At 72.0% G+C, this 18,131-nt stretch carries 18 protein-coding genes; 11 read left to right on the top strand and 7 right to left on the bottom strand.

The annotated features are described in order from the left end of the window. Genes AB0C46_RS32790 through truD form a run of 6 tightly spaced genes read right to left on the bottom strand, consistent with a single transcriptional unit; the run spans position 1 to position 6,413 of the window. Positions 1-906 carry a class I SAM-dependent methyltransferase gene (locus tag AB0C46_RS32790; RefSeq protein ID WP_362832318.1) on the bottom strand — a complete coding sequence of 302 codons (906 nt, stop codon included), beginning with the start codon at positions 904-906 and terminating at the stop codon, positions 1-3. Next, entirely contained in the window at positions 900-1,565 is a 666-nt protein-coding gene (locus AB0C46_RS32785) for a 2OG-Fe(II) oxygenase (protein WP_362832316.1), read from the bottom strand. Before AB0C46_RS32785 ends, AB0C46_RS32790 begins: the two co-directional genes overlap by 7 nt. Further along, complete coding sequence (locus AB0C46_RS32780) at positions 1,562-3,073, bottom strand: hypothetical protein (protein WP_362832315.1); 1,512 nt, start codon at positions 3,071-3,073, stop codon at positions 1,562-1,564. The genes AB0C46_RS32785 and AB0C46_RS32780 overlap by 4 nt, the downstream gene beginning before the upstream one ends. Positions 3,074-3,109: 36 nt before the next feature. After that, on the bottom strand, positions 3,110-3,856 hold the full coding sequence (locus tag AB0C46_RS32775) for a class I SAM-dependent methyltransferase (protein WP_362832314.1): 747 nt from the start codon (positions 3,854-3,856) through the stop codon (positions 3,110-3,112). A 14-nt stretch (positions 3,857-3,870) separates the two neighbouring features. Next, on the bottom strand, positions 3,871-5,313 hold the full coding sequence (locus AB0C46_RS32770; RefSeq protein ID WP_362832313.1) for an aminotransferase class III-fold pyridoxal phosphate-dependent enzyme: 1,443 nt from the start codon (positions 5,311-5,313) through the stop codon (positions 3,871-3,873). Beyond that, a complete protein-coding gene (truD, locus tag AB0C46_RS32765; protein ID WP_362832312.1) occupies positions 5,310-6,413 on the bottom strand; it encodes a tRNA pseudouridine(13) synthase TruD in 1,104 nt (367 codons plus the stop codon). Before truD ends, AB0C46_RS32770 begins: the two co-directional genes overlap by 4 nt. Before the next feature lie 589 nt (positions 6,414-7,002). On the opposite strand from truD, the gene AB0C46_RS32760 reads away from it, so the two are divergent. The 11 genes from AB0C46_RS32760 (at position 7,003) to AB0C46_RS32710 (ending at position 17,035) form a co-directional block, all read left to right on the top strand. After that, the gene (locus AB0C46_RS32760; protein WP_362832311.1) at positions 7,003-8,046 is read left to right on the top strand and encodes a hypothetical protein; all 1,044 of its coding nucleotides are present in this window, start codon (positions 7,003-7,005) and stop codon (positions 8,044-8,046) included. Next, complete coding sequence (locus AB0C46_RS32755; protein WP_362832310.1) at positions 8,043-8,582, top strand: hypothetical protein; 540 nt, start codon at positions 8,043-8,045, stop codon at positions 8,580-8,582. Before AB0C46_RS32760 ends, AB0C46_RS32755 begins: the two co-directional genes overlap by 4 nt. Beyond that, the gene (locus tag AB0C46_RS32750; protein ID WP_362832309.1) at positions 8,572-9,552 is read left to right on the top strand and encodes an ABC transporter ATP-binding protein; all 981 of its coding nucleotides are present in this window, start codon (positions 8,572-8,574) and stop codon (positions 9,550-9,552) included. Before AB0C46_RS32755 ends, AB0C46_RS32750 begins: the two co-directional genes overlap by 11 nt. After that, positions 9,549-10,331: an ABC transporter permease gene (locus tag AB0C46_RS32745; protein WP_362832308.1), complete on the top strand. Its 783-nt coding sequence runs from the start codon at positions 9,549-9,551 to the stop codon at positions 10,329-10,331. Before AB0C46_RS32750 ends, AB0C46_RS32745 begins: the two co-directional genes overlap by 4 nt. Beyond that, positions 10,328-11,083, top strand: coding sequence for an HAD family hydrolase (locus AB0C46_RS32740; protein ID WP_362832307.1), 756 nt, complete (start codon positions 10,328-10,330; stop codon positions 11,081-11,083). The genes AB0C46_RS32745 and AB0C46_RS32740 overlap by 4 nt, the downstream gene beginning before the upstream one ends. Before the next feature lie 163 nt (positions 11,084-11,246). Continuing rightward, the gene (locus tag AB0C46_RS32735) at positions 11,247-12,572 is read left to right on the top strand and encodes a radical SAM protein (RefSeq protein WP_362832306.1); all 1,326 of its coding nucleotides are present in this window, start codon (positions 11,247-11,249) and stop codon (positions 12,570-12,572) included. Then, the gene (locus AB0C46_RS32730; RefSeq protein WP_362832305.1) at positions 12,569-13,687 is read left to right on the top strand and encodes an aminotransferase class I/II-fold pyridoxal phosphate-dependent enzyme; all 1,119 of its coding nucleotides are present in this window, start codon (positions 12,569-12,571) and stop codon (positions 13,685-13,687) included. The genes AB0C46_RS32735 and AB0C46_RS32730 overlap by 4 nt, the downstream gene beginning before the upstream one ends. Beyond that, positions 13,684-14,382: a hypothetical protein gene (locus tag AB0C46_RS32725; protein ID WP_362832303.1), complete on the top strand. Its 699-nt coding sequence runs from the start codon at positions 13,684-13,686 to the stop codon at positions 14,380-14,382. The genes AB0C46_RS32730 and AB0C46_RS32725 overlap by 4 nt, the downstream gene beginning before the upstream one ends. Before the next feature lie 3 nt (positions 14,383-14,385). Beyond that, entirely contained in the window at positions 14,386-15,531 is a 1,146-nt protein-coding gene (locus AB0C46_RS32720) for an acyl-CoA dehydrogenase family protein (RefSeq protein ID WP_362832302.1), read from the top strand. A gap of 50 nt (positions 15,532-15,581) precedes the next feature. Then, positions 15,582-16,022, top strand: coding sequence for an SRPBCC family protein (locus tag AB0C46_RS32715; RefSeq protein ID WP_362832301.1), 441 nt, complete (start codon positions 15,582-15,584; stop codon positions 16,020-16,022). Then, positions 16,019-17,035 carry an NAD(P)-dependent oxidoreductase gene (locus tag AB0C46_RS32710; protein WP_362832299.1) on the top strand — a complete coding sequence of 339 codons (1,017 nt, stop codon included), beginning with the start codon at positions 16,019-16,021 and terminating at the stop codon, positions 17,033-17,035. The genes AB0C46_RS32715 and AB0C46_RS32710 overlap by 4 nt, the downstream gene beginning before the upstream one ends. A 172-nt stretch (positions 17,036-17,207) precedes the next feature. On the opposite strand, the gene AB0C46_RS32705 is transcribed toward AB0C46_RS32710, so the two are convergent. Continuing rightward, complete coding sequence (locus AB0C46_RS32705; protein ID WP_362832298.1) at positions 17,208-17,954, bottom strand: VCBS repeat-containing protein; 747 nt, start codon at positions 17,952-17,954, stop codon at positions 17,208-17,210. Between the last annotated feature and the right edge of the window lie 177 nt (positions 17,955-18,131).

Raw genomic sequence — 18,131 nt, 5'->3', positions numbered from 1 at the left:
TCAGGCGGCCTCCGCCCGGCGTGCGGTGAGCAGCGAGGGCAGCAGCCGACCGCCCAGGTATTCCTCCCGGGCGGTGGTGAGTGTGCGGCGGATGAGTTCCACCGGCTCCTCGCCGTAGATGCGGACCACGCTCCCGTGGAACAGCCGCACCACTTTCAGCCGGTCCGCCAGCAGCGAGACGGCCCACTCCCGCAGATCCCTGCGGACCACCCCGGTGAACCCGGCCTCGCGCAACTGCCGCAGCCGGTCCGGCAGGGACGTGACGAAGAAGACGTCCGGCGGGTGCACCTCATGGAAGGCAGCGGACGGTTCGCGGCCCGGCGGCGCCACGCTCACTTCCTCGGTGACCACGAGCAGACCCCCAGGGCGCAGCAGCCGGGCCGCCTCCCGCAGTACCGCACCGGGCCGCGGGAAGTGCGGCATCGAACCGGTCACGACGACGACATCGAGCGCCCCGTCGGGCAGGGGCACCTTGGATGCGTCGGCGCAGATCTCGGTCACGTCGGAGCGTCCCTGAGCGGCGGTGATGCGCCGGCTGACCGCACAGTGCTCGGGGACCAGATCGATGCCGTACATCCGTGCCACGCCTCCGCCGCCGGTGGTGAGCGCGTCCGCCATGTACCGCAGCGCGCCGCCGAAGCCGCTGCCCAGTTCCCCCACGGTCAGTACGTCGTCCGGGAACGTGTCGCGGACGAGGCGGGTGACGAGATCGCAGCCCTGCGGGCCGAAGTGGCCCATCTGGTCCAGGCCCAGCAGTCCCTTGGGGCCGCTCTCCCCGGTGAACTCGACGATGGAGGCTTCCGTCCGCTCCCAGTCGTGCAGGGCGGGGAAGAGCTCCCGGTGGTAGCGGTGCTGCACCCGGGTCTGCTCGGTGTCGCCGTGGCGGCCGTGTGCCGGGGTCACCATGTCGCGCGCTCCTCGGACACGAAGTGCAGGAGCAGCACGCGCCGGTCCTGCTCCGCCCCGTCGGCGACCGGCATCACGGTGTGCCACGAGTCGGGTGAGGGGACCAGCAGGACCGAGTCGGTCAGTCCCGGCAGGACCTCGGCGGCGACATCGTCCACGGCGGGGGAGCGCAGGATGCGCAGCGCTCCGCTCCATTCCGGGCGCCAGCCCTCGTTGAAGTACCAGGTCTGCGTGACGATCTTGTCGGCGCGGTCGGTGTGCGGGTCGATCCACGACCCGGAGCCGTACCGTACGGCGCGCACCTCCAGGGCACAGCCGTCGAGGTTCCGGCCGGTGGCTTCGGCGACCGCCGCGCGGTAGCCGTCGTCCAGCAGGGACGCGACCAGGCCCTGCCAGAGCGGCGTCAGCCGGCGCATGCCCTCGGGCAGAGGGACGCCGCCTCGGACCAGTGTCAGGTTCCATGTGCGGTACCCCTTGCCGGCGGCGGTGCCGCCCGCCCGCTCGGTGAGGGCGAACCCCTCGGAGGGGAACTCCGCGGCGAGACGGCGTCGGACGGACTCCCCGGGCAGGGAGTCCGTCACCAGCCCCCAGGCGAAGGGCTCGCGAGCCATGGTCGTGCGGGCGATGGCGTCCCGGTCGAGCACTGCGGTGGCCGTCATGCGGTCTTTCCCGTCTCGCCCGTCTCTCCTGTCTGTCCCAACTCTCCCGTCCGTCCCAACTCTCCCGTCCGTCCCAACTCTCCCGTCCGTCCCAACTCTCCTGTCTCTTCCGGCACTTCGATGCGTGCTCCCAGCGCGGCGAGCTTGGCGGGCAGGTCTTCGTAGCCGCGCGCCAGGTGGCCGACGCCGTGCAGCTGGTGCGGGGCGCCGGTCCCCAGCGCGGCGAGGAGCAGGGTGGCGGCCGCCCGCAGGTCACCGGCCAGCAGGGGACCGGGGGACGGCTTCAGGGGACCGGGGGAGATGCGCAGCTCGTTTCCGGCCCGGTCGAGCACGGCGCCCATACCGCGCAGGCCCTCCGCATAGCCGAACCGGTTCTCCCATACGCCGTCCGTCAGCCGTGACGGTGCGTCCGCGCCCAGCAGCATCAGCGCGAACAACGGACCGGCGTCGCTGTACACATGGTGCGAAGCGGCCAGGACGTCGGTGCCCCGCAGGCACTCCGGCGGCCTGATCCGCAGTAAGGACCCCTCCCAGCTCAGTGGCACGCCCATCGCGGCGAGGCATGCCAGCTCCGGGGCGAGACCCGAGCGGACCACATCGGGCCGCTGGAGCGTCAGGTCCAGCTCGCGGCGCAGATGGACCGCCCACGCGATGAACGTGACGATCTCCATCAGGTCGGAGGGCAGCGTGATGTCCGCACCGCCCAGCGGGCCCCTCAGACCCTCCACCGTGATCCGCTCCCGGGACACCTCGACCCGCGCTCCGGCCCGGCCCAGCACCCGCGCCAGCTCCAGCGCGTCGGGCTTGGGGTACGGGTTGTCCAGCACCGTCGTTCCTCGTGCGGTGACCGCAGCGAGCAGCGCCGTCTTGGTCGCACCCGAGTAGTGCGGACCGGTGGGAGTCCCCGTGCGGGGCTCCGGCTCCGCGAAGTCCGCGAGGTCGATCCGGGCGCCCCGCAGCCCGCCCCGGGGCGCCGTGGCGCGGAACCCTTCAGCGCTTACTTCGCACACGGCACCGAACCGCTCCAGGACCGCGGCTATGTGGGACAGCGGACGGGAGCCCTGCGTCCCACCCCCGATCGCACAGCCGCCGTGCCGGCCGGAACTCACCTCGCCGCGCGTCGCGAGCACCGTGGGCAGCAGGTACACACCGCCGTGGATGCCGGCACTCCAGTGCGTCGGAATGCCGGCTCCGTTGAGGCCGGACGCATCGACGGTGACGCGGGGCCCGTCATCGTCCACCGTGGCACCGAGATGCCGCAGCATCGCGGAGAGCAGCCTGCGGTCCTCGATCCAGGGGGCGTTGGCGAGGCGCCACGGGCGGTCGGAGAGGCAGGCGGCGGCCAGGCTCGGCACGAGCAGGTGCTTGAAGCCGCCCGGGGTGAGCGTGGGGCGCGGGACGGCCGGTCCTCCGCGGACGGTCCAGTGCGCCGCCGGTGCGGTGGGCGTGCGGTGGTCGTCGGGCCGGCCGCCGTCCACGACGGCCACGGCGGATGGGGTGTTCGGCACGCGGCTGCTCCTTGGGATGTGGTCAGCCGGGCGGCGTCACCCGGCGGTGTGTGCCGTCCCGCCCTCGGTGAGGCCGCCCGGATGACCGAGGACCAGCACGAGGAACCACGGCTTGCGCGACAACTTGTCGAACCTCTTCCCGAACTCCTCCCGCCGGGCCGGGTCGGCCCGCGGTTCGTACAGCTCACGCAGGACGAGCCCGGCGCGGTGCACATCGGAGACCATGCTGCCGAGCGGGCGCCGGAAGAACCGGACGACCGGGGTGGGCGGTCCGAAGCCGGCCCACTCGTCCTGCAGTTCCTCGATGCGGAAGTAGTCGCCGCTGGGGGACATCTCGAAGTCGTTCAGCGGATGGTGTGTGGAGAGCACCACGGTGCCCCCTGGCGCGAGGACCCGGCGGAACTCGGACAGCGCCGGGACCCAGTCCTCCAGATAATGCAGGGTGAGCGAGGACACCACCACGTCGACGGATGCATCGGCCAGGAAGTCCAGCGGCTCGCGCAGATCGTGCACCCGCACCTCGGCCCGGTCGCCCAGCCGCTCGCCGGCCAGCTTCACCAGGGTGGGACTCGCGTCCAGCGCGACGACCCGCGCCGCCCCCTGGTCCACCAGCCAGCGCGTCAGCTGTCCGCCCGCGCATCCGGCCTCCAGCACCCGCCGCCCCGCGAGCGGAGGGCACTTGCTCTGCACCGCGGGACGGTCCAGCAGCGTGTTGTAGATGTTGTCCGCACTGCCCCGGTCGTACTGGACGGCGAATTCCTCGTAGCTCCGGTCGCGAGCCATGGTTGCTCCACTCCTCATCGCACTCGGCAATGGTCGGGCACCGGTGCCCGGCCCTCCGCGTGCCGTGCCGTGGCGGCCCCCTCGGCGCCGGTCTCCGGGCCGGTGGCCGGACCGGCGGCCGGGTCGGCGGAGGCGCCGTCCTCCGGCAACCTATCGCGGGCTCCGGGCCCGGCGTCGGACGTGTTTCGTGCGGCGGAACGGAATTCGTCGGGCACCGCCGCGCAGGTCGCGTCCAGGATGCCCAACGCCTCCTCGGCCTCCTCGTCGGTGGCCACCAGCGGCGGGAGCAGGCGGATCACCTCCGGCTGTCCCAGGCACGGGGACACCACGAGCCCGCGCCGGCTCAGTTCGAGCAGGACGTCACCGGCCGCACCACCCGGGCCGAACTCGACGCCCCACAGCAGCCCTTGGCCGCGGACCCCGGTGACCAGCCCGGCGTGACGGCGCGCGATCCGGCGGAGCCCGTCCGCCATGAGGCCCGCAAGCCGCTCGCCCCGGGGCGCGAGGACCTCCACCGCACGCAGTGCGGCGCTTCCCGCGGCGGTCGCGAGGGGGTGGCCCGAGAACGTCGTGGTGTGCACGAACGGGTCGGTGGCCAGCGGCCGGTACAGCTCCTCGGTCGCCACCAGCGCGGACAGTGGCTGGACACCGCCGCCCAGCGCCTTGCCGAACAGCACCGCGTCGGGCCGCAGCCCGGCGGCGACACTCAGCGCCCGCTCCCCGCACCGCCGCAGGCCCGTCTGGACCTCGTCGGCGATCACGAACGCCCCGTGCTCACGGGCGGCAGCGGTGAGGGCGGCCAGGAACGCCGGCGGCAGTGCCCGGACGCCGCCCTCGCCCTGGACCGGTTCCACGATCACTGCGGCGACGTCCCCTTCCCCGAAGGCTGCGGGCACCGCTTCGGGGTCGGCGGGGAGGTGCGTCACCCCGCCGAGCAGCGGCTCCAGGGACTGGCGGTAGCGCCGGTTCCAGGTGGCGGCGAGCGCCCCCAGCGACTTTCCGTGGTAGGCGCCCTCGACGGCGATGACCCTGGTCCGGCCGGTGGCCAGCCGGGCCAGCTTGAGCGCGGCCTCCACCGCGTCGGAACCGTTGAGACCCAGCCACACCCTGGTCAGGCGACCGGGGTCGGTGTACTCGACCAGCTCGGCCGCGAACCCGGCCGTCGTGCCGTTCGCCAGGACGCGCGTGGAGACCGGCATCGTCTCCAGTTCCCCGCGGACCGCACGCAGCACATCCGGATGCCGGCGGCCGAGCAGAGTGACCGCGTAACTGCCGAAGTCCAGTGCGGACCGCCCGTCCGAGAGGACGATCCTGGCCCCGTCTCCGTGGGACTCGACCGCCCCCGCGCCGTTCATGCCGTAGACGAGGGCCAGCCCCGGTGAAAGGTGCGCCCGCACCCGGCCCAGCACGGCGCGTGCGTCCGGGCCCGCCCCCGCCCGCTCCGGTGCCGCACTCACGCGCGCCCGCCTCCCGCCGGCACAGCTTCGGTGGCCGCGGGGTCCGGCGCGCCGTCACCGAGCGAGCCGGGGATCTGGACGAACCACTGGTGCACCGCTGTCGTCGCGTAGCCGCCGGACGGCAGAAAGAAGGAGAGGGTGCAGGCGAAGTGGCCCGGGTGCAGAGGATCGGGCTCGACGCGGTGAACCGAGAGGTGCGTCTGCAGCACGGTCGGGCGTGCGGCGGTGCTGCGGACGCACACCCCGTCCGTCCAGCGGTAGCGCACGTAGTCCAGCTCCGGGCAGCGCGCCGCGAGGGCGAGCACGGCCCGGCGCGTGGTTGCGAAGGCGTAGGGCAGGCCCTCTCGCTCGACGTGGGCCACCTCCGCGCCTGCCGGCTCCCGGAGCAGCTCCCGCACCTGCGCATTCCACTCGAACGAGGCGTGCGCGCACCGGTAGAAGACGGGGACGCGAGGATCCAGACGCTTCCAGAAATCGCGAGCAGGCCCCTGGTACTCCAGCGCCTGCGCACCCTCGGCGGACCCGGAGCGGCGCAGCAGATCCAGCGCCGTGTCCTCGTCGCCGGCGAGCAGGGCCCCGCCGATCAGATGGGTCTGCTTCGGCCCGCCCGGCACGCCGAAGCGCTGTGTGTCGTAGTAGTTGACGAAGTAGAGGGTGTGCCGTCGCGGGCCCTCGGCCAGGGCCGTGGCCGAGGGCCCGTCCACACCCCGGACGACCAGCCGGAAACAGTTGCCGTCCAGCTCTCCGGTCCGCAGCGCCGTGGCGCCGGTCCCATGCGGTGTGACCTGCCACTCCCGGTCCTTGCCCTCGGAACGGCCGCGGGCGTTGGCGCGTTCGACGTCACCGGACGACAGCGCGGCGCGCACCGAGACGAACTGCTCCGTGATGCCGTCCTCGTCCTTCAGCCCGGCCGCTGCCACGTCCTGCACCTCCACGCCGAACGCCTCGGAGAGCGCGCCGAGCGCCTCATGAGTGGTCAGGCCGCGCTTCCACAGCAACAGGTAGGTGTGCGTGGACGCGTCGGGCGATGCCGTCTCCAATCCGAGGGTCTCGGTGACGCGGAAGTCCTCCGGCCGGACCTTGAGCAGGGGCAGGCGCATCGCATCTCTCCGGACTCTGGACAGCCAGCTGACGGGCAGCCGGCCGGACGACAGGGCGACAGGGCGGGGGTACCGCCGGGAAGCAGCTCCGGGGACGGTCGCCGGGCATGCGAGCCCCGGCGAGGTCCGCCGGCCCCCTCCCGGTGATCCGCTCCCCGCGCGCCAGCCGCCGTGATGACCGGTGGTTGCGCCCTGCTCGCACGGAGGAGCGTCTACAGGTGACTGCCGCCCGCTGCCTTCGGCGTTCCCGTACCCGAACGGGGAGCCCGACCGTCCGGCGCACGGGCCGGAAGGGCGCCTCGCCGCGCACGACCGGCACGACGACCACTGAAGTGGATCACATGGGATTCAAGAGGCGACAGGTGATGACTCAATGGCGTCGAGCCGTGGCGGCAGTTCTGCCTCGGCAAGTTGTACCGGTCGTCCGCTTCCCGGATAAGGGCTGTTCCGCGCACCGGAACACTTCCCGGTCCTCCTTGCCGCGCCCTCCGCCGCCTGCCTACGGTGACCGGGCTGTCGGGCCCGAGGAAGTCCGCTCCCCAGCTCTCTTGCTCATCGCCAAGCTGCCGCCGGGAGGCCCCAGACCGTCATGGAACACACCTCTGCACCGGCCGCCTTTCCGGAGCGGCACGTTCTCGAAGGGCGCTTGCGGAAGTTCCTGGAGGAACGCGGTCTCGACATCGGCGAGGTGATCGGCGAGACCGATCAGGGCCTCGGCCGGCCGGCCCTCGCAGTGGCCGCCGGTTCGGTGCTGGCCGGGTTCGGCAACCACCGCAGTGACCTCGATCTGCTGGTCCTCGTCGAGAACGATCAGCTCACCAGGTTCCCCATCCAGTCGCACCAGCACGGCACCCTGATCGACGTCAACATCCGTCAGGCGAGCGCGGTCCGGGACCGTACCGCACACCTCCGCGACAGTTCCTGGCCCCACTTCGCCACGGTCACCCAGGAGGCGTGGAACCACCGGCGCCGCACCCTCAAGACCGCGAGCAGACTGGCCCTCGGACTGGAGCTGCTCGTCACCGAGCCGTGGAAGAACTGGCACGCCGGCCTGCGGGAGCCCTGGCTCGCGCGGGTCGTCGAGCAGTGGTGGACGGTCGAGGCGCACCGGCTCGCCCGCGCCGCTCAACTGCTCGCCGCGGAACGGCCCATGGCCGCCGCGGTACGGGGCCGGGAGGCCGTCGTGGCCGCCCTGAACGCACGGGCCGCCGCTGCCGGACAGCTCTACTTCACCGAGAAATGGGTCGGTGAGAAGCTCAGGGCCGCCGGGGACCATGACGCCCTCGCGCTGCTCCGTGAGGTCCTCACGCCCCCGCTCGCCCCTCTCGACCGGGTGGCGCGCTGCCTCGGTCTCGTCCATGAACTGACCGCCCCCGAGGCGCCCTTGCACACCGTGCTGCGCTGGGCGACCGGGATCGGCACGGCACCGCTGGACGACCGCACGGTCGTCGACCGCTGGCAGCTGCGCGCGCTGGAGATTCCGCGCACCGACCTGCCGCCCGCCGGAACCGACGACATCCTCTGGTCGGGTCCGCCCGACGCCGATCCGCCCGCGGACCTCAAGCGGCTGTTCGTCCACGACATGCTGTGGCTCGCCGTGGCGGTTGCGCAGGAGGGGGAATCCGGACGATGACAGCACCGCACAGCACGACCCACGAGCCGCTGCCGGATGTGCGCCGGCTCATGGCGTTCCGCGCCCATGGAGCGGTTCGCCTGCTGCTGAAGTGCCGCGCCGCACAGGAGGACGTCGAGGGCGCGGTATCGGCGGGACAGCCCGAGGTCGCGGTCCTCATGGCCTACGACCTGGTGCAGCTCTCCCTCTCCGTACGGGGTCTGCGCACCCACGGCGAACTGATCTACACCGGTGAGCAGGCGGGCTTCGACCCGTTCGCCGGAGTGCCGGCACCGGACGTCGAGGACGGACTGCGCCTCGCCGCCGCCGGGCTGGAGGCCATCCCCCTGGGCCGGGGCGAGGCGTGGCTGGACCGGCTGCGCGCCCATCTGGACGTCACCGAAGGGCAGTTGGGCTATGCGCAGAAGCTGCCCAACGTCCGTGCCGGCAGCGGTCTGATGAAGGGGTTCAAACTGGCCCGCACCTGGTCGCCCCATCTGGAGCGACTCGGTCTGCCGGACGTCATGCCGAGCAACTGGACCCGGCGTGCCGACTGAACCCCGCACCGCCCCCGGCTCCGACCGGGCGGGCGACGGCCCCGCCCTGACCTTGCATGGCATCAGCAAGCGGTACGGAAAGCTGACGGCGCTCAGCGAGGTGGATCTGGACATCGCGCCGGGGGAGATCGTGGGCCTGCTCGGGCACAACGGCGCCGGCAAGACGACCCTGATGTCCATTGTGGCGGGGCTGTTGCGCCCGGACAGCGGGTACGTCCGGGTCCTCGGCAGGGACCCGGTGCGCGAGCCGCACGAGGCCCGGCGCCGGCTCGGGCTGGCGCCTCAGGAGCTGGGCCTCTACCTGCCGTTGACGGTACGGCAGAACCTCCTGTTCTTCGCGGAGCTCGCCGGACTGCGCGGCCGTGCCGCGGACCGCCGCATCGAGGAGGTCGCCGAGCCCCTGGGGCTGACCGAACTGCTCGGCCGGCGGGTGTCCCGGCTGTCCGGCGGGCAACAACGACGCGTGCACACCGCGATGGCCCTGGTGCACCGGCCGCCACTGCTGCTGCTGGACGAGCCGACGGCCGGGGTGGACGTACAGACCCGTGAACAGCTCCTGGAGATGGTCCGCACGATGGCCGCCGACGGCACGGCCATCTGCTACTCCACGCACTACCTGCCCGAGGTGGAGACTCTCGACGGTTCCGTCGCCGTTCTGAACGGCGGCCGCATGGTCGCCCGCGGCACGCTGAAGGAACTGGTGAGGCAGTACGGCGACAGCGGCATTGAGCTCTCCTTCTCCGGCGGCCCGCCCGACCTGTCCCTGCCCTGGCCCGTGGTGCGCGACGGCCGGGTCCTGCGCGTGACCGTGGAGCAGCCGCATCTGGCCGTGCCGCAGGTGATGGAGGCTCTGGGGGACGCGGCCGGTGAGCTGGTCAACCTCCGGCTTGTCCAGCCCAGTCTGGACAGTGTGTTCCTGCGGGTCACGGGGCGCCGGTACGCCGCGGCCGCCGAGGAGGCAACCACATGAACGAGGGTTCGCCGGGACGGATCGCCGCGCTGGTCCGGCACGACATCCGGCTCCAACTGCGCGACCCGGCCCCCTTGCTCGTCCGTACGGTGATGCCCCTGCTCCTCATGGGGTTCATGCAGCCCCTCTTCCGCACGGCGCTGCGGGCCGACCGGGTCGAGGGCGCCACGGGCGCGGAGCAGGCGGTGCCCGGTATGGCGGTCATGTTCACGTTCTTCTTGGTGAACCTGGTGGGCTTCGGGGTCTTCCGGGAGCACGGGTGGAAGACCTGGGACCGGCTCCGGGCGGGACCCGCCAGGCCCGGCGAGGTCGTCGCCGGCCGTGTCGTCGTCCCGCTGGGCATTGCCATGCTGCAACTCGCGGTGGTGTTCCTGACCGGCGGGCTCGTGTACCACCTGCGGGTCAGCGGGTCGTGGCCGGCGCTCGTGGCGGTCGGCGCGGCACTCGCGCTCTGCGTGGTCATGTTCGGCATGGCGCTCGTGTCGCTGTGCCGGACGGTCTCCCAGCTGGCCGTGTTCGCGAACCTCGGGGCGCTGCTGTTCGCCGGCCTCGGCGGTGCGCTGACACCCTTGTCCGCCCTGCCGGACTGGGCGCTCCCGCTGGCACCGGGAGTGCCCAGCTACTGGGCGATGCGCGGCTTCACGGCCGTCGTCATCGACGGCGGCGGAGCCGGTGCGGTGGTGCTGCCCGTGGTGGTGCTGCTCGGCTTCTCCGCCGTATTCGCCGCGGTGACGCTGACGTTCTTCCGCTTCGAGCACCAGAAGGTCTCGTGGTCATGACGGCGGGTAAGGCGGACACGGGGGACGACATGGATGACATGGACGACAGGGCACGCAGCACGACCGTGGTGGTCTTCGACTGCTTCGGCACGATCATCACCGAGCGGCTCCCCATGCCGGGCCCCGAGGACTTCACCCGGGCGGTCGCCGATGTGCTCGGCCTCGACCGGAGGCTGGCCGACGCGGTCGTGAAGGGGGTGTTCACCACGGTGTACACCGCGCTCGTCGACAAGTCGGCCCTCCAGCCGGCCACCCGGGGCGTGCTCGACACCGCCCTGCGGGACCGGGGCGTGGTCCGCCCGGCGGAAGACCTGGACCGGGCGCTGTGGCGGGCTCTCGGCTGCGAGGACGACGAACGGTACGCGTTGTGCGAACCGGCCGCCGATGCCATGCGCCGGACGGCCGGGGCCGGGCACACGGTCCGGCTGCTGTCGAACTGCTATCTCCCCGGCGACCTGATGCGCCGCCTCCTGGCCAACCTCAAGGTCCCCGAGGTGTACGACCGCGCCCACTTCACGGCAGACGGCGGGCCGAAGAAGCCGGACGCCCGGGCCTTCGAGCTGATCACGGCCGGTCCGTTCGGGCGCAGGATCATGGTCGGCGACTCCGACGACAACGACCTCACCCCGGCCCGCCGGCTCGGCTGGGACGTGGTTCCCGTGGATCCCGGCCGCCCGGACTTCGGGGGCCTGGACACACTGCTGTTCAGTGACGCGCCGGAATTCCGTTCCGTACAGAGAAACGCCCGCTGATCGACCGGTCGTCCACGGCTAGTTTTGACGGCACATCGGCACATCGGCACATCGGCACATCGGCACATCGGCACATCGGCACATCGGCACATTGGCACCTCGCACCGCATGGCCCGTCCCGCCCTTCGCCCTTCCGCTCCGCGCCATGCCGAAGGAGTTCCCTGTGAGAGTCCTGGTCATCTGGCCTCCGCATGTACCCAGTTACTTCAACGCAGGTCACCACACCCCGCTGTACATGACGGCCGGGCACCTGCGCCGGCTGCCGTCGGTGGACCGGGTCGACGTGCGGGACGCCGGTGTGCTGAACACGCACTGGAAGGCGATCGGCGATCTCCTCTACCAGGGCCGCTACGACGTCATTGCGATGATGAACGACTTCGACGTGATCGACGGCTTCGAACGGTTCACGGCCTACGCCCGCGAGCTCTCCCCGGACAGCCGGCTGATCACCTTCGGCCGGCTGAGCAGCATGAACCCCGGCTTCTTCCAGCGGTACGGGCTGGACGCCATCGTCCGGTCCGGTGACTACGAACCGGGTGTCGCGCACTACGTCGCATCCCTCGCCACCGGTGCACCCCACGCCGCCCTGCCCGGCGTCGCCGTACGCGACGGGGAACGCTGGCAACCGCCGTCGCGCGACGGCGACAGCCTGGCCCCCGAGACGTGGGCCCTGCCCGAGGTGCGGGAGATCCCGTACGAGCACTACGACCGGCTCTACGCGCGGGACGAGGACAAGTTCTGCGGCATTCCGTTCCGCCGTGAACTGGTGGTCCCGGTCGCCCGCGGCTGCCCCATCGGCTGCGAGTTCTGTGAGGTGCACGAGATCTTCGGGCTCCGCGAGCGGCGGCTGTCCGTCGACGCGACCGTCGCGTACATCGAGGAGAGCCTGCGCGCCCTGCCGTTCGAGTACGTTTCGTTCTACGCGCCCACCTTCACGCTCGACAAGCGGTGGGTGCGCGAGCTGTGCGAACGGTTCCTGGCCGGCCCCGTGTCGCCGCGGTGGAAGTGCGCCACGACGGTCCACCATCTCGACGCGGAACTGGTGGAGTTGATGGGCAGGGCGGGCTGCGTGCGCATCTCGGTGGGCCTGGAAACCCTCGAACCCGACGGCCATGGCTCCCTGCCCCGGGCCAAGCGGATCGAGGAGGAGAGGTTCCGGGAACTCGCGGAGCAGTGCGCCCGGGCGGGCATCGAACTCAACGCCTTCGTGATCATTGGCCTGCCCGGCACCGGACCGGAGGGCGCCAGGCGCACACGGAAACTGGTGGAGCAGGTGGGCGCGCGCTTCCGCCCCACGATGTACACGCGTCTGCACGACATGACCCCTTCCATGACACCGATGCAGATCAGCAGGTACAACCGTCACTTGATCGCGGACGCTCACCATGCACCGGACGACGGCCTCTACGACTTCCTGTTCGGCCGGGAGGTCCGGGTGACGTCCGTGCATGAGCGGATACCCACGGCCCCGGCTCGGAGCGGCGCATGAACGCGCCCCCGGCCGCCTCGCTCGCGGCGGCCGTGCCGTTCCCCACCCGGCCGGCAGTGTGGGGGCTGCCCTGGGAGCCCCGGCGGCAGCGGGCCGGTGTGCTGAACCTGAAGAGCTGCGAACTGCGCCACCCCCTGGCGGCCGAGCTCGTGTCGGCGGCCGCGCACCGGCTCGGCACCGCGGACCTGATGTACTACCCGTACCAGCAGAAGCTGGTGGCCGCGCTCGGCGACCACCACGGCCACGAGCCGTCCGGCATTCTGCTCACCGCCGGTTCCGACTCCGCCGTCGGCTTCGTGGTGGACGCCCTGGCGACCGGTGGCGGGAGCCTGATCCTGCACGAGCCGGCGTTCGAAAGCTGGCGGTACTACGCGGCCCTGCGCGCCGTGCCCGTCGTGGGCTGCGCCGCACTGGAGGCCGGGGCCTCCCGCCTCGACCTGGCCCGGCTGCACCGCACCATGGCGGACCACCCCCCGGCGGTGGTGGTGGTCACCAATCCGGCCAGCCCGTCCGGTCTCGCCCTGTCCCCGGCGGAGATGGCGGAAACGGCCGAACGCGCACGGCAGGCCGGCCATCTGCTCGTCGTCGACGAGTGCTATGGCGCCTTCACCGGCATCACCCACGTCCCGCTGGTCGCTACGTCGCCGCACCTGCTGGTCCTCCACTCGTACTCCAAGACCTTCGGACTCGCCGGGGCACGTATCGCGTCGGTCTTCGGGTCGCCTGCGCTGGTGTCCTACCTGTCCCGGTTCCGGCCGGACAGCACGGTCTCGTCCACGGCCCTGGCGCTGCTGCACACCCTCCTCCAGGACGTGGACGGGTTCGCCGAGGTGTGGCGCGAGGTACGGGCCATCCGCTCCGGCTTCGTCCGGGAGGTCCTCGCCGCACACCCGGGGTGGAGCGCACTCGACCCGGGCGGCAACTTCGTGACGTTCCGGACCGGTGACCGCACCTGTCCGCTGCGGATGGCACACCACCTGGACAGCCACGACGTGCGCATTCGCCCGCTCGACGACGTGCCCGGACTGGAGGGGTGCCTGCGGGTCTCCCTTGCCGACGCGCCCACGATGCGGAAGGTGGCCGCGCTGATGAACGACCCGGTGGCCCCGCGATGACCCACCCGGGGGCGAGCAGGATCGTGGTGCTGGGCAGCCCCGGCAGCGGCAAGTCGACCTTCAGCCACGCCCTGGCGGCCGGCACCGGACTGCCCCTGGTACACCTCGACGACCTGTACTGGCGACCGGGCTGGAGCAGGCCTTCGGCGCCGGAGTGGGAGCGGACGATGGAGCGGCTCACCGCAGAGCCGTGCTGGATCATCGACGGCAACTTCGCCGGCACCGTCCGGCAGCGGGTCGAGAGGGCCGACGCCGTGGTCCTCCTCGACCGGCATCCGTGGCTGTGCGCGGCGGCGCTGGTACGCCGCTCCCGGCGGCTGCGGAGGGACGTGCTGCGCGGGCGGCAGCCTCGGGACTATCTGCCCGCCGGCCTGGCGGCGGACGACCCGCCGGTGCGCAGCCTCACCGCCCTCGTACGCAAGGCCGCCGGATTCCGCGGCCGCGAACTGCGCGGGATGCGTCCCGCGCTGGCGGCCTGCGCCGCACCCGTCCTGCGCTGCCGCAGCCGCCGCTCGGCGGAGCGGCTGCTGCGGCACCTGTCGGCGCGGACCCGCCCGCTGCCGGCCGCTCCGGCCGGGACCGCGCCGGCACCCGTGTGCACCTGCGTACAGCGGCGGCACCACGCCGGTCCGCCCTCCCCTCCGCCCTGTCCACCGTCACGCCCTGCCCGCCCGCTCCAGGAGAGGAGCACCTGAGCCATGGGTAACCGCGCAGAGGAGCCGCCACCCCATAGGGCGCTGCTCGACTCCGGCTGGCACACCGACTGGGCGCCGGGCAGTGGGCCGGACGGTGCCCCGGGCCCGGACCGGATCCGGCGGGTGGCCGCGAGCGGCTTCGCCGCACTGGCGATCCCCCGGGAGTTCGGCGGTGGCGGCGCCGGGCTGGTCGAAGTGGCCTCCGCACAGCGGGCCTTGGGCGCCCTCGACCCGTCCGCCGCCATCGCCCTGAACATGCACTCGTTCACCGTGGGGCTGATGGCCGACTACTGGCAGCGCCACCGGGACACCACCTGGATGCTGCTGGAGGGCATCGCCGGGTCGCACGCCCTCGTCGCGTCCGCCTTCGCGGAGCCGGGAGGCAGCCCCAATTTCATGAGCAGCCGGTCATCGGCGGCCGAGACAGGCAAGGGCTACCGGGTCTCCGGGGTGAAGTACCCCTGCTCACTGGCCTCCACCGCCACGCTGGTGTGCCTGACCGCCCGCGTCGAGGCAACGGACGAGACCATCCTCGCCCTGTGCCCGGCCGCCTCCCCGGGCGTCACGGTGGAGGGCGACTGGCCGTCCCTGGGCATGACCGGATCGGACACGGCCAAGCTGGTGTTCCGGGACGTCGATATCGACGACCGTCTGGTCTTCCACCGGGGCCCGGCCGATGTCATCGACGACACGGTGATCTCCGGAACGGTCTGGTTCTCGGTGCTGCTGAGCGCCACGTACCACGGAGTCCTCAGCGCCCTCCTCGACCTGGCCTACCGGCAGGTGACCGGTTCCGGCCAGTACGGTACGCGGGTTTCCCTGCTGGGCCGCGCGACCAGGGAGGTGCTGACGCTCGGTGGTGCCTGCCGCCAGCTCGGCGCGGACTTCGAGGCCGGCAGGCTCTCCGGCCGCCCGGCCCTCGCGGCGGCCCTCGCGCTGCGCGCCACGCTCAGCGACGTCCGCGACCGGTTCCTGTCGGCCGTCACCCCCGTGGTCGGAAGCCGCCTGTACACCCGCGACCAGCCCGCCGCGAGGCTCCTGGTCGACTCCCTGGCCGCACACCACCATCCGCCGAGCCTGCTCGTCTGCGACCAAGTCGTCGGAGACCACTGCACGGGGCGTGAGATCAGCTTCGATCCGGCCGGCTGAGCCGGCCCGCACACCCCGGAGAACCGTCCCGCGAGGAGAGAGAGCCCGCAATGCCCCATGTCGAAGTGAATCTGCGCATCCAGGCATCGGCCGAGGAGACGTGGCGAGCCGTCACACGGCTGGAGGACTACGCCGCGTACATGGAGAACGTCGAGTCGGTGACCGTACGTGGCGCGTCGCACGGCAAGCGCGTGAGTGCATGGTCAGTGCTCCTCAAAGGGTCGGTCCTCGAATGGGTCGAGGAGGACGAACTCGATGAGGTGACACGCACTATGACGTTCTGTCAGACATCCGGGGACCTGGACCGTTTCACCGGGTTCTGGCGGGTGGATCCACAGGACGTCGACGCGTCCCTCGTGACGTTCTCCGTGGACTTCGAGATCGGCATCCCGCTGCTGGCCGACATGCTGAACCCGGTCGCCACCAAGGCACTGCGGGAGAACTCCGAGCAGATGCTCCGGGCGATCGAGAGGCGGCTCGTCGTCTCGTGACTTCCCCCGCACGCATTCTCGTCACGGGTGCCACCGGCGCGGTCGGCGGCGCCATTCTGCGCCGGCTGACCGCGGCGGGCCACGACGCGTACGGGGTCAGCAGTCGCGGCGGCCGCTCCCCGCGCCAGTTCGCCTGGCGCATCGGCACCGAGGAGGCCCCCGGCGCGCTGCGCGGCCCCTGGCACGCGGTGGTCCACTGCGCTGCCGACACCCGCTGGAACCTCTCGGCCGAGGAGTCGGAGCAGGCGAACGTGGCTCCGCTGCGTGCCCTGCTGAAATGGATGGACCAGGACACCCGCCTCATCCACCTGTCGTCCTCCTACGCGACCGGACTGACCGGCAGCGTGGAGCCCACGTCATCCGACGCGTACCGGAACACGTACGAATGGTCCAAGGCCGCCGCCGAGCGGTGGATCGCCGCCGAGTGCGCGACAGCGGACATCGTCCGCTTCCCCATCGTGATGGGTGCGCGCCAGGACGGCTTCCTGGACCGGTACAGCGGCTTCTTCTGGCTGCCGTCCGCACTGTGCACCGGCGCCGTCCCCGCGCTGGTCGGCGACGAGGACGCGTACCTCGACATCGTCAGCACCGACGACATCGCCGGGCACATCCGGGAACTGGCCGGGGGAGACCGGCCTGCCGGGGTCAGGCTCTCGGTACTGGGCCGCGGCGCCGGCGCACCGCGCGTGGCGGAGGCGTTCCACACCATCCTGACCGCGCTCAACAGCTGGCGCGCCGAGAACGGTGTGCCGGCGCTGGAGCAGCTGCGCTATGTGTCGGCGGACCAGTGGAACCGTTTCTATCTGCCTTTCGCACGGGAACACTTGGACCGGGCACAGTTGCTGCGTGTCACGGCCTTCCAGGCGTACCAGAGTTACCTGTCGATCACCGAACCGTTCGAGGTGACGCACAGGGCGGAGCCCATCACGTCCACGCTGTACCGCTCCATGCGACGCTGGGCCGAGACCCATGCCGCGACCGCTCGCCGCGTCCCGAGGCCCTGGCGTCCGTGAGCCGGTCTGCCGGCGCAGTGCGCAGCGTGGTGGCGCACGCCCGGCCCGCGGCGGCGGCCAGGGCCCGGTGGAACTCCGGCTGGTGGGCGAGCAGTCCGCTCAGCAGCGAGCGCAGGTCCAGGCGGCGCCGGGCGCCGGTGGTGTCCGGAGGGCCGCCGGCGCCCGGTCGTGGTCAGGAGCAGGGCTTGTAGAAGTGCTTCCAGCCGTCGCCGGGCATGGCCGGCGGCTCCGGCGTGGTACCGAACTCGCCGTACTTCAGCTGCAGTTCGTAGTCGTAGTTCCCCGGTCCGCTGCCCGGCTTGGTCAGGCGCACGTGCCGGTCCAGCTGCCCGTCACCGGAGTTGTTGAGGATCGCGAGGTCCGGATACGCGTCGCCGCCGTAGTTGGCGATCCGAAGCTGCTGCGCCTCCCCGTGGTCGCCGATGTCGGAGTGCCGGGACTTGGCGGAGGCAAGGTTCGCCCGCTTGAGGGGGCCGGGGCGGTACTCCGCGACGCGCGCCGTCGAGGGGTCGTCCCCACCGGCCGGCGTGACGAGGTTGACGACCATGTCCAGGGTGCCGTCGCGCTGGAAGTCGGCGACCGCGGCGGAGGTGACCTCCCCCTTCTTCGCGCCGAGAAGGGCGCTGACGGCGTGCTTGGTGCCGAACGAGCCGTTCGCGGTTCCCCACTGGATCGTCATCCTGGTGCCGGTGAGGCCGGGGTTGCTGATCTTGTCCCGGTGGCCGTCGCCGTCGAGGTCGCCGACCAGTGTCGTGGCATCGGCCAGGCAGGGGGCCGTGGCCGTGGCGGCCTTGCTTGCCCGTGCCGCGCCGCCCGGGGCCGGCGCGGCGGCCGCCTCGGCCTGGAAACCGGCGACAGCCAGGGGCAGGGTGACGGCCGCGACCGGCACGGCGATCAGGCGTAAGCGCTTACGAAGCATCGTGAACTCCTCATGTCGTTGCTGCGAGGTGAGATGCCGGCAGCGCGCTGCGCGTTGATGCCCGGGGCGCTGTATTACCCAACCGTGATGTGGGCACGGGGGAGAGCGGGGCCAACAGCAGGCGGTCCGCCCGGCGATCAAACTCAGCGGCTCCAAAGCCGTCTGCGCCGCGATCAC

Origin of the sequence: Streptomyces sp. NPDC048637 (genome assembly GCF_040650675.1) — a bacterium.
GTDB lineage: Bacteria > Actinomycetota > Actinomycetes > Streptomycetales > Streptomycetaceae > Streptomyces.
Note: the sequence above shows the minus strand (reverse complement) of the source record. Positions and strands in the feature narration are given on the sequence as shown.